The 10,741-nt window shown below is 49.1% G+C and carries 11 protein-coding genes; 9 read left to right on the top strand and 2 right to left on the bottom strand.

Annotated features, from left to right (window positions below):
* The first annotated feature begins 199 nt into the window (after window positions 1-199).
* From CLOSYM_RS04315 to CLOSYM_RS04275, 9 genes are all read left to right on the top strand, one after another.
* Entirely contained in the window at window positions 200-604 is a 405-nt protein-coding gene (locus CLOSYM_RS04315; protein WP_009297890.1) for a zinc ribbon domain-containing protein, read from the top strand.
* A gap of 113 nt (window positions 605-717) precedes the next feature.
* Entirely contained in the window at window positions 718-1,107 is a 390-nt protein-coding gene (locus CLOSYM_RS04310) for a thioesterase family protein (protein WP_024738684.1), read from the top strand.
* Window positions 1,108-1,434: 327 nt separating this feature from the next.
* Window positions 1,435-2,364 (top strand): hypothetical protein, encoded by a 930-nt coding sequence (locus CLOSYM_RS04305; protein ID WP_021641104.1) that lies wholly within the window; start codon window positions 1,435-1,437, stop codon window positions 2,362-2,364.
* Window positions 2,361-3,074 carry an MBL fold metallo-hydrolase gene (locus CLOSYM_RS04300; RefSeq protein WP_021641103.1) on the top strand — a complete coding sequence of 238 codons (714 nt, stop codon included), beginning with the start codon at window positions 2,361-2,363 and terminating at the stop codon, window positions 3,072-3,074. The genes CLOSYM_RS04305 and CLOSYM_RS04300 overlap by 4 nt, the downstream gene beginning before the upstream one ends.
* On the top strand, window positions 3,071-3,442 hold the full coding sequence (locus CLOSYM_RS04295; protein ID WP_009297893.1) for a VOC family protein: 372 nt from the start codon (window positions 3,071-3,073) through the stop codon (window positions 3,440-3,442). Before CLOSYM_RS04300 ends, CLOSYM_RS04295 begins: the two co-directional genes overlap by 4 nt.
* A 20-nt stretch (window positions 3,443-3,462) precedes the next feature.
* Complete coding sequence (locus CLOSYM_RS04290) at window positions 3,463-4,755, top strand: dihydroorotase (RefSeq protein WP_021641102.1); 1,293 nt, start codon at window positions 3,463-3,465, stop codon at window positions 4,753-4,755.
* On the top strand, window positions 4,752-5,438 hold the full coding sequence (locus CLOSYM_RS04285) for a YjjG family noncanonical pyrimidine nucleotidase (protein WP_003505973.1): 687 nt from the start codon (window positions 4,752-4,754) through the stop codon (window positions 5,436-5,438). Before CLOSYM_RS04290 ends, CLOSYM_RS04285 begins: the two co-directional genes overlap by 4 nt.
* Window positions 5,439-5,460: 22 nt before the next feature.
* Entirely contained in the window at window positions 5,461-6,972 is a 1,512-nt protein-coding gene (malQ, locus tag CLOSYM_RS04280; RefSeq protein ID WP_021641100.1) for a 4-alpha-glucanotransferase, read from the top strand.
* A gap of 89 nt (window positions 6,973-7,061) precedes the next feature.
* Window positions 7,062-7,703 carry a hypothetical protein gene (locus CLOSYM_RS04275; protein ID WP_003505976.1) on the top strand — a complete coding sequence of 214 codons (642 nt, stop codon included), beginning with the start codon at window positions 7,062-7,064 and terminating at the stop codon, window positions 7,701-7,703.
* A 270-nt stretch (window positions 7,704-7,973) separates the two neighbouring features.
* Here CLOSYM_RS04275 and CLOSYM_RS04270 read toward each other — a convergent pair whose 3' ends face one another.
* The gene (locus CLOSYM_RS04270; RefSeq protein WP_003505978.1) at window positions 7,974-8,579 is read right to left on the bottom strand and encodes a metallophosphoesterase family protein; all 606 of its coding nucleotides are present in this window, start codon (window positions 8,577-8,579) and stop codon (window positions 7,974-7,976) included.
* A complete protein-coding gene (locus tag CLOSYM_RS04265) occupies window positions 8,579-10,519 on the bottom strand; it encodes a BMP family ABC transporter substrate-binding protein (protein ID WP_003497980.1) in 1,941 nt (646 codons plus the stop codon). Before CLOSYM_RS04265 ends, CLOSYM_RS04270 begins: the two co-directional genes overlap by 1 nt.
* Window positions 10,520-10,741: the final 222 nt, after the last annotated feature.

Raw genomic sequence — 10,741 nt, 5'->3', positions numbered from 1 at the left:
CCCCCGGGACGAAAGACTCATATACACACCCCACTACCCCGTCCGCCGGCCTGCGGCGGCGTCCTCACCTGCTTAATTAAAATATATCTTGCACAACTAAAATCACTTTAGTATACTTGTTAATATCCCATAAACATAAAAAATAAAGAACAGGTAGTAACAGTTCGCGCTGTCTGAACTGTTACAGCAGGTGGCAGGTATGATATTTATCGGCGGAATCAGTTCCGGCATGAAACAGATTGAATATATGAAAACGGTTATCTGCAGCAGATGCGGAGCGTACGGAAGATATCAGGTCTTTATGACCTATATGTATTTCAGTTTTTTCTTTATTCCGCTGTTCAAGTGGAACAGGCGTTTCTATGTGAAGATGTCATGCTGCGGCGCTGTCTATGAGCTGGATCCGGAGATTGGCCGGAAACTGCTCAGAGGAATGGATGCGGAAATCCGTGAGACAGATTTGACTTTGTGCCGTGACGGAAGCGGCAATCCATGGGCTCAGGACGGTTCTCTGCCGGGGCATTCGGGCAAAAGGTGTCCGGAATGCGGATATGAGGCGGCGGAAGAATTTGCCTACTGTCCGAAATGCGGACGTAAACTTTAGTAATCCAGCCAGAAACCATAGTATCAGCACTGCTGCTATAGTTTCGGAAACATGCTCCAGAGCGTTTTTGAAAAATGAGACTTAAGTGAAAAATGAGAAAAGAGGTAGAGAAGATGTTAAAAGCAGGAATTCAGGGAAGACAGGAAGTTATGGTGACAGAGGACAATTCTGCAAGCGCGCTTGGCAGCGGTCTTCTGGAAGTATTTGCAACACCGGCCATGGTGGCATTAATGGAAAAAACGGCGTGGATGAGCGTCGCTCCTTATATGAATGACGGTGAGGGAACCGTCGGAACAATGCTGAATATAAAGCATCTGGCGGCAACACCGGCAGGCATGATTGTCTGGTGCGAAAGCGAATTAAAAGAAGTAGATGGAAGAAGACTTGTATTCCATGTTGAGGCTTTTGACGAGAGCGGCAAAATCGGTGAAGGCGAGCATGAGAGGTTTATCGTTAAGAATGAAAAGTTTATGGATAAAGCGCTGGCAAAAAAAGAAAAATAAGCAATAGTTCAGATGGGGGATTGAGAATGGAGGACGCGTCCGGACCGGACCGGGTCCGGTGTGGTGAGGGGGCTGGCTGAGTCTTTCGTCCCGGCGGCCCCCACCTGTTTAACTAAAAACTTTATTGAAATTTAATATTTAAGAATAATCTATTCGGACTGCTGTCCATAGCAGTCCGGCGCGCTTCTTGAAGCGCCGTAATATGGCCGTTCGGCCGGAAAATCCAAACCAGATTATAACAAACCAAATACAGGAAGGGCAGGTGGAGTCTATGGATGCCTATTGAAGACAAAACGTTTTTTGATTATAATAAGAAGGAGACAGTGAATGGAGAAACGAATATTACAGTGGCACCCTGCCTTTCAGGCAATCCTGCAGATTGAATTTGGTGAGGAGGCACAGTATCTTCAGTTTTTGAAGGAATATAATCTGACTGAAAAGCCGCTGCAGATGGACACACTAATTATCAAAGCAGTATCTGGCAGGAAAATAAGAAAGAAGATAGGCGCTTTTTTCAGGCAATACAATATCGTGGAGTATAAAAGCCCCACGGATTATATCAGCATTAACGATTTTTACAAGGTAACAGGCTACGCCTGCGTATACCAGTCCAATACCAGGCAGATACTTGAGATATCTCCTGAAGACATGACTATTACTCTGGTCGGAAATCATTATCCCGGAAAAATGCTGAATTACCTGAAAAAGGTTCACAAAGCCGAGACTACAGAGATGTTTCCCGGAATTTACTATGTTACAGGCCTGCTGTTCCCGATGCAAATCCTGGTTATAGGCAGGCTGGATAAAGGGGAAAATATCTGGCTGAGCCGCTTGCGGGAAGATCTGGAACTTCACGGGGATATAGAGCCTTTAATGGCGGAATACCGGAAAGAAAAGCAAAATCCGTTATATGAGGCGGCTATGGATTTAATCATCCGGGCCAACTGGAAAAACAGTGAGGAGGGAAAAATGATGTGCAATGCTTTAAGGGAATTATTTGCGGATGAACTTGAAGAGAGAGAACACAGAGGGATCGAAAAGGGGATCGAAAAGGGGATTGAAAAAGGAATAGAAAGAGGAAGAGAGGCGGGAAAGGCAGAGGCAGTCCTTGAATTGCTCGAGGAAACCGGACCTGTTCCGGAACAGCTTTCGGCCAGTATCCTGTCCCAGACCGATATGAAGACACTGACAAAATGGCTAAGGCTTGCGGCGAAAGCCGAATCGGCGGAGGCATTTAAGGAGGCCGCAGGATTATGAAGATAACATATATTCATCACAGTTCCTTTCTGGTGGAGCTAGAGCATGTATCAATGCTGTTCGATTATTACGCAGGCCAGCTGCCTGAGATAAGAAAAGACAGGCCGCTGGTGGTTTTTGCCAGCCATTTTCACGGAGATCATTTTGCACCGGTAATTTTTGATTTGGCAAAGGACAGGGAGGATGTGAATTACGTTCTCTCTAAAGACATCAGCAAAAAGAAGGTGCCGGACAATCTGATTGGCAGAGTAACCTTTGTAAAGGCTGGGGAAAAGCTGGCCCTCTATACCGAAGGAAGGAAAGCCGGGCTGGAGATTGAAACGTTCAAATCCACCGATGAAGGGGTGGCTTTCTGGATTACCTGCGAAGGCAGTACCATTTACCATGCCGGCGATCTGAACAACTGGTGGTGGGAAGGTGAGGACAAGGCCTGGAACCATAATATGGCGGCAAATTACGCCCATGAGATGGAAAAGATGGAGGGACGCACCGTGGATGCTGCATTTGTCCCATTGGATCCGAGGCTGGAGCAGTGGTTTTATCTGGGGATGAAGGAGTTTATGGAAAAAGTCGACGCAAAGGCGGTAATACCGATGCATTTCTGGAAAGATTACAGTATAATTGAGAAGATGAGACAGCATCCGTCCAGTGAAGGATGGAGGGAGCGTCTTGTGGAAATTCACAGAGAAGGAGAGGAACTTGCTATATGAAATTTACATTTGCACATAATAACTTTAACGTAGTAGATTTAGAAAAATCCCTGAAATTTTACGAGGAGGCGCTGAACCTGCACGAAGTGCGCAGGAAAGAGGCGGCAGACGGCAGTTTTATCCTGGTTTATCTGGGCGACGGGGCCACAGACTACCAGCTGGAGCTGACTTGGCTCAGGGACTGGGAGAAGGAGAGCTATAATCTTGGGGACAACGAGTTCCATCTGGCATTTGAGACGGATGATATGGATGCGTCTTTAAAGAAACACAGGGAGATGGACTGCGTCTGCTACGAGAATCCATCTATGGGAATTTATTTTATCTCGGATCCGGATGGATACTGGCTGGAGATAGTACCGGCAAAATAAGATGAAGGAGAATACGGAACATGCTCATTAAGAACGGACGGGTGATCGATCCTGAAAGCGGCTTTGACGGCCTGGCGGATTTGCTGATCGAAGACGGAAAGATTAAAAAGATAGTAAAACGGGTAGACGGCGGGGCGGATAATACGGTTCCTGAGAGGGTAAACGGAGCGGATGAAGTGCTGGATGCATCGGGAATGATTATCGCTCCCGGGCTGGTAGATGTGCATGTACACTTTCGTGATCCGGGCCTGACTCATAAGGAGGATATTGAAACCGGCGCCGCTGCGGCAAAAGCGGGCGGATATACGACGGTGGTCTGCATGGCTAATACAAATCCGGCCGCAGATAATCCGGACACAATCGGCTATATCATAGAAAAAGGTAAAAAGACAGGGATCCACGTCCTCGCTGCCGCCGCCGTGTCTAAGGGGCTGAAAGGACGGGAGCTGACGGATATGGATGCGCTTAAAGCCTGCGGAGCGGCCGGTTTCACGGACGACGGTATTCCTTTAATGGATGAAAAGCTTGTAAAGCAGGCGATGGAGAAGGCCAGGGAGCTTAATCTGCCTCTCAGCTTTCATGAGGAAGATCCTGCCTTTATCATAAACAACGGAATCAACAAAGGCGTGGTATCGGATCAGCTGGGAATCGGCGGTTCCCCGGCTCTTGCCGAGGATTCACTGGTAGCCAGGGATTGTATGATTGCCCTTCATACCGGCGCAGCGGTGAATATCCAGCATATCAGTTCCCGGAATTCCGTAAAAATGGTTGCCCTGGCAAAACAATTGGGAGCCGACGTTTGGGCAGAGGTAACGCCGCACCACTTTACTCTTGATGAAACGGCTGTCTTAAAGCACGGGACACTGGCAAAGATGAATCCGCCGCTGCGGACGGAAAAAGACAGGGAGGCCCTGATAGAGGGGCTAAAGAGCGGGGCAATTGATATAATAGCCACAGACCATGCTCCCCACAGCAGGGAAGAAAAGGAGAAGCCGCTGACGGCGGCTCCCAGCGGAATTATCGGCCTGGAAACAGCCCTGCCGCTGGCGGTCACCAACCTGGTAAAGGAGGGCCACCTCACTTACGTGCAGCTTTTTGAAAAAATGTGCCTGAACCCGGCCAGACTTTACCGCCTGGATTCGGGCCGTATAAAAGAAGGCAGTGATGCGGATCTTGTGATTTTTGATGACAGGGAGAGCTTCACTGTGGGAGACTTCGTTTCCAAGTCCTCCAATTCTCCGTTTACCGGTGAAACGCTATACGGCAGGGTCAGGTTTACAATCTGCGGCGGAAAGGTGGTATTTGAGGCTTGAACAGACAATATAAAGCGCTTTTGATGGATGTGGACGGGACACTTCTTGATTTTGACCGGGCGGAAGCCGCCGCATTCACGAAAGTATTGCAAAAATACGGCTTTGTCCCGGAGGAGCGGTTCATTCAGGAGTATCACAAAATCAATCAGGAATGCTGGGAAGCATTTGAAATCGGACAGATGGAGCGCGACCGCGTTCTTACTGTCCGGTTTGAACGCTTTTTTGGCGGGCATGGCCTGTCCATGAGCGGTGAGGAGGCCGAAGACGCGTACCGTGTCTGGCTGGGCGAAGGGGCATATCTGATGGAGGGAGCGGTAGAGATACTCGATTACCTGAAAGAGCGTTATCCCCTTTACGTAGTGACCAACGGCGTGGGAGCTACTCAGAGAAAACGGCTGAAGGCATCGGGCCTTGATAAGTATTTCCGTGATATTTTCATATCGGAGGAGGCAGGCAGCCAGAAACCGCAGAAGGAATTTTTTGAATATTGCTTTGCCCATATCAAGGAGGCGGGGCCGGAGGAGATGATGGTTATTGGAGATTCTCTTACATCCGATATTCAGGGAGGCGTGAATGCCGGTATCGATACCTGCTGGTTTAATCCCCAGGGGAAGGAAAACAGGAAAAGGATTTCAGTTACGAGGGAAATACGAAGGCTCTCGGAGCTGAAGGCATTCCTTTAATAAGAATAAGGAGAATTAACCAATGAAGACAATGTTAAAGCGCGGCGCGGGGATACTGATGCCGATTTTCAGCCTGCCGTCTCCTTATGGGATAGGTACATTCGGGAGCAGCGCATATGAATTTATAGACCTGTTAAGACAGGCCAGACAGAATTACTGGCAGGTTCTGCCGATGGGGCCGACCAGCTATGGCGACAGCCCGTACCAGTCTTTTTCAGCTTTTGCCGGTAATCCTTATTTTATCGATCTTGATATGCTGAAAGAGGAAGAATTGCTGACACAGGAGGAAATCGATGCCTGTTTCTGGCTGGACAAACAGGAAGAAGTAAAATATGATGCGGTTTTTTATTACCGCTTTCCACTGCTGAAAAAGGCGTACACAAGAAGTTTACATAAAACGACGGAAGCATACCGGCAGTTTTGTGAGAAAAATCAGTTTTGGCTGCCGGATTACAGCCTTTATATGGCTTTGAAAAAACATTTCGGTGACAATGAATGGCTGGCGTGGGAGGAGGATGCCAGATTCAGAAAGCCTGAAGCCATGGAGAAATATAAAACAGAACTGAAAGAGGAGATAGATTACTGGAAATTCCTTCAGTATAAATTTTTTGAACAATGGGAAAAACTCAAAAAGTATGCGTCAGATAACGATGTTAAAATCGTCGGGGATATCCCCATTTACGTTGCGCTCGACAGTGCGGACGTCTGGAGCCACCCGGAACTTTTCCAGCTGGATGAGGAAGGCCTTATACCGCTGAAGGTGGCCGGAGTGCCACCGGACGCGTTTTCCGATGAGGGCCAGTTATGGGGCAACCCTCTTTATAACTGGGATAAAATGGAGAAAACGGGATTTGCCTGGTGGAAAGAGAGGATGAAGGCGTCATCCGCTCTCTACGATGTAATCCGCATCGATCACTTTATCGGAGTGGTTCAGTATTATTCCATCCCGTATGGTGCGGAAAATGCCAAATCAGGGCAGTGGGAAAAAGGGCCGGGAAAGAAACTGACGGATGCCATAAGCGAAGCGGTTGGGGCGACAAAAATCATAGCCGAGGATCTTGGAATTTTCAGCCAGGATGTCAAGGATCTGCTGGCTGAAACCGGATATCCGGGAATGAAGATAATTGAATTTGCATTCAGCGGGGACCGCTTCAATGAGCATCTTCCCCATTGCTATGAACCGAATTCCGTCGTATATGGAGGCACCCATGACAATGAAACGCTTGCCGGTTACTTTAAAACAGAGAAGAGGCAGTGGTGGGAGCTGCAGTATATTGCCGACTATCTGGGAGCCGCACATCAGAGCGAGGTTGTGGATAAAGTATTCCGGGCGGCTTACGGTTCGGTGGCCAGTGTGGCAGTATTTCAGATGCAGGATGTGCTGAAGCTGGATAACTGGGCCAGGATGAACACACCGAGTACGGTGGGGAAAAACTGGAGATGGAGGATGAAGCCGGGGCAGTTTGGAGAGGAACAGACGGGCTACCTGGCATGGCTGGTCGATACATTCGGCCGTTTCCAGGAAGGCCGTTAAGTCTGAACCAGAATCAATAAAGACAGGAAGGTTACTATGTTCAGCCGTTATTTGGCGAGGCTGCGAATAGTAACACGGGAGGTGATAATATGTGCAGAAAAATCATGAACAGATTTGCATTGCTGCTGCTTCTGACAGCGGCCGTTGCCCTGATGACGGCAGGCTGCGGTAAAAAAACGGATCCTGCCGGGACAGGACAGCCCACGGGGGAAGAGACGGTACCTTCCGGGGCGGAAAACGAAAGTACGGAAGACCCGAGGATAATGCCGGAGCTTCAATCGGAGGATGATATTGGTATTTTCTGCGGCACTGTCAAGGATGCCGGAATGAATACGATGGTGGTTGCGAATAAAGAATATCCGGACGGCGTCGTGTTTGCAAAAGAGGATGCGGCCGTAAGCCTGGTGGACGGACTGCTTCTGGAACACGAGGTCACGGTCTTCTACCGGGGGAAGATAGATTTGTCCTCTTCAAGCGGTGTAAAGGCAGAGCTTGTAAGAGACCCCAGGGACGGAGATAAAGACTGCCGGGCGGGCGTGGTATCGGGAGAAGTCCTTGGAGTCGGTATGAGTGTTATCACAATCAAGACCGGGGCAGGGACAGAGGTTTCTTTTGAACAGGAACCCAAGCCGGTTAACCTCACAAGCGGGCCGCTGGAGGGTGATAAAGTGACGATTTTTTATTCCCATAAGCCGGGGGAGACAATCTACGTGCCGGAGCTGATTCAGTGATTTGAAAGCGGCAAAGATGCAAAGAAACTGCCGAACGGCGGCAGGTTAGAGTTTGATAATCACAATTGAATAAGATGGGCGGCGTGGCAAAAGGAGAGAAGTCAGCATTGATTGACTTCTCTCCTTTTGTAGTGCGTCTGGCGGCGCACGTCACTAACAGATGAAAGTTCCGAATCCACCCTGGTAGTGGGAAGATAGCCACACCTCGCGGAATAGTGGCCGTGAATAGTAACGAGATAAGTAACGGATCATGGTGCCTGAACTGGTTCTTTACGGTTCGGCCTTCTCCATTTCAATCGTATATTTCTCATAAGCATTGATCACAACGGTATCCCCGTAAACAGAACTGCGCTTAAATTTCCCGCCGTAATTAGCATGGACATGGCCATGGATAAAGTAGGCCGGTTTATATTTTTCCAGCAGCCGGTTAAAGGCCTGGAAACCGGTGTGCGGAATATCTTCCCCGTCATTGAACCGATAGGCCGGAGCATGGGTTACGAGAATGTCGAAGCCCCTGTTCAGAGCCAGCTTTGGCCACAGCCGGAATACTCGCCGATTCATGGCGTTCTGGGTATACTGGTTGAGGCCGTCACGGTAGCGCAGGGAGCCTCCCAATCCGAGAATCCTGATTCCTTTATAGTTATAAATTGTATCTTCTATACAGATGCAGCCTTCCGGGGGCGTCTGTTCATAGCAGTCATCGTGGTTTCCATGGACATAGAGAACCGGGGCATGGGTAAAGGTCGCCAGGAATGAGAGGTATTGAGGAGCCAGATCGCCGCAGGAGATAATCAGATCCACCCCCTCAAGTTTGGCCTTTTCAAAATAATCCCACAGAGATCGTGATTCCTGGTCGGCCAATGTCAGTATTTTCATCAAATCGTTCCTCCGTCTTTCGGCTTTCTGAGACCCTGAAGGCGGACTACCGGCCTTGCTTCGTCTGCCAGCATTTCAAAATCAGGTATGGAGCCGATGACATTATCGGCCAGCCAGTTCATCGTGATAATCTCTTCGGGAGCCAGCGTATGATCGTCATCTTTTTGTATCATCCCGTCCTGGGAATACAGCGTTCCGGAAAACGGATGGAAGGAGCCGGATTCCACGGCACGGCGCATGAATTCCACCAGCTTTTTCGTTCCGGCTGCCAGATTCTGGGTATAGATGATATCAACGACACCTGCCGACAGGCCCCACCAGTAATTCAGGGCTCTGCTGTCGGATGATTCATTATCATGCCAGGAACCGCTGATAATGCTCGTTATGATCTTCTCGTAAAATTTTCCCCAGTTCCAAAGCGGAGTGGCCGCATTAAACGGCATGGTTCCGTCGGCCGCATTTTCAAACCGGTATAAACCGAACTGGCGTGAAGCGAACCGCGGGATTATCATATCCTGGCTGGATACATAGGAGATGTGGTGTTTCCTGAAATATTCAACAATGTCATCCTCTTTGACGGTGGACCATTTCAGAAAAATCTCGGCTCTTGGATTTACCATGCGTGCGCCAAGCGCAAAGGCATTGATATTGGCAGTCATGCCGTAAATCGGGTAATCGGCGATGTAGCCGATACGGTTGTTGTCTGCCAGAGTCCCTGCTATCATGCCGCAGAGAAATTTGGCCTCATACATTCGTCCGTAGTAAGTCCTTATGTAGCGGTGGGAAGTGTTCAGGGAGCAGTTGAGGATTCTGACATCGGGATACTCCACTGCGGTTTTCAGGCTGGAGGGAATAAATTCGGGCGTTGTGGTGAAGATAATGCCGCACCCTTCGTCAACCGCCCGTTTAATTGCCTCCTGGGCTTTATCACCGGCCGTGACATTGTCTATACAGATGGTTTCCACCTGGTTTTTAAATACTTCTTCCACATGGCGCCTGCCCAGCTCATGGGCGTAGGTCCAGCTGGAGGAAGCTGCGTTTTTGGAATGGATAAATGCGATCTTCACCTGTTTCGGAGACGGCGGAAGCAGGATATCGATAAACTTTTTCTTTGGGGCGGTGCCTACGGGATCCATGACCAGTTCGACGGACTGCTTCTCTTTCAACAGAGTAAATTCGTCCCAGATCTTTGCGATATTTTCCCTGATTTTAGAGGGCGGGTCATCTCTTAAGGCCGGATAACCGTAAATATCGAGGTAGGACAGAAGGGCGTCACCGGTCTTGATTGGCAGGCGTCCGCCTCCTCTGGCCAGATAGGCGCTGTGGAATTTGACATAGGCAGCAGAAAAATCCATCCGGGTCTCTTCGTCCCAGGGAATTTTGCTTCCGCCGGCAACAGCAGCGGACAGGCGGGGAAAGACGCCTTCTCTGCCGGCCAGGATATAGTTGATTCCCGTAAGACGGTGAAAATCCATATATTCATAATAAATAATATTGTCGGTTTCCTTTGTCCTGCGCGGTATGAAACGCGTTACGACAGCGGGAATAAAGGGAGCGTCAAAATATTTCAGGACACTGACCCGCTTGTTTCCTTCCACGATATAAAAGTGTCCCATAAATTCGCAGGCGGTCACTGGTTCCCTGATACCTTCTTTCAGATGGGAGCCGCAGAGATTGATCCATTTGGCGGCAAATTCCGAATGCGGATCCAGAAGGGGCATATAATTGGGCGCAAAGGCTGTCCTGCGGCCGATACTTCTTGTTCCCGCTATCAGCTCCGACGGAATCTGCTGTAAACCTAAGCTTACTTCCGATACGATATCAATATGGGAAATACTTTCGTCCAGAGCCTGCAGATAAGGATAGCTTCCCTCGGCCAGGTGCCGCTGATACTCCTTCTTACCCGCTTTATAAGCTTTAGAATAATCGTCGAAAGACATAATATACCTCCAGTCCGGATTTTGTTTTTACGCTATTTTGAGTATAACACAGGAAGAGGACGGCTGCAATGTGTCTGGTGGGACTGTAAATGGAGATTTAGTTAAGCAGGTGAGGACGCCGCCGCAGGCCAGCGGACGGGGTGGTGGGGAGGGGATGAGTCTTTCGTCTCGGGGAAGCGGCATCGCTAGCTGGAGAAGGAGATACTGTGGTTTTGTTTTCGC

It is taken from the genome of [Clostridium] symbiosum ATCC 14940, from assembly GCF_000466485.1.
GTDB classification, from domain to species: domain Bacteria; phylum Bacillota; class Clostridia; order Lachnospirales; family Lachnospiraceae; genus Otoolea; species Otoolea symbiosa.
This window is presented reverse-complemented; position numbering and strand designations above follow the sequence as displayed.

Excerpts from the sequence above, each read along its gene's own strand:
- CLOSYM_RS04315 (WP_009297890.1), top strand. The coding sequence starts at position 200 with ATGATATTTATCGGCGGAATCAGTTCCGGCATGAAACAGATTGAATAT.
- CLOSYM_RS04310 (WP_024738684.1), top strand. The coding sequence starts at position 718 with ATGTTAAAAGCAGGAATTCAGGGAAGACAGGAAGTTATGGTGACAGAG.
- CLOSYM_RS04305 (WP_021641104.1), top strand. The coding sequence starts at position 1,435 with ATGGAGAAACGAATATTACAGTGGCACCCTGCCTTTCAGGCAATCCTG.
- CLOSYM_RS04300 (WP_021641103.1), top strand. The coding sequence starts at position 2,361 with ATGAAGATAACATATATTCATCACAGTTCCTTTCTGGTGGAGCTAGAG.
- CLOSYM_RS04295 (WP_009297893.1), top strand. The coding sequence starts at position 3,071 with ATGAAATTTACATTTGCACATAATAACTTTAACGTAGTAGATTTAGAA.
- CLOSYM_RS04290 (WP_021641102.1), top strand. The coding sequence starts at position 3,463 with ATGCTCATTAAGAACGGACGGGTGATCGATCCTGAAAGCGGCTTTGAC.
- malQ (WP_021641100.1), top strand. The coding sequence starts at position 5,461 with ATGAAGACAATGTTAAAGCGCGGCGCGGGGATACTGATGCCGATTTTC.
- CLOSYM_RS04275 (WP_003505976.1), top strand. The coding sequence starts at position 7,062 with ATGTGCAGAAAAATCATGAACAGATTTGCATTGCTGCTGCTTCTGACA.
- CLOSYM_RS04270 (WP_003505978.1), bottom strand. The coding sequence starts at position 8,579 with ATGAAAATACTGACATTGGCCGACCAGGAATCACGATCTCTGTGGGAT.
- CLOSYM_RS04265 (WP_003497980.1), bottom strand. The coding sequence starts at position 10,519 with ATGTCTTTCGACGATTATTCTAAAGCTTATAAAGCGGGTAAGAAGGAG.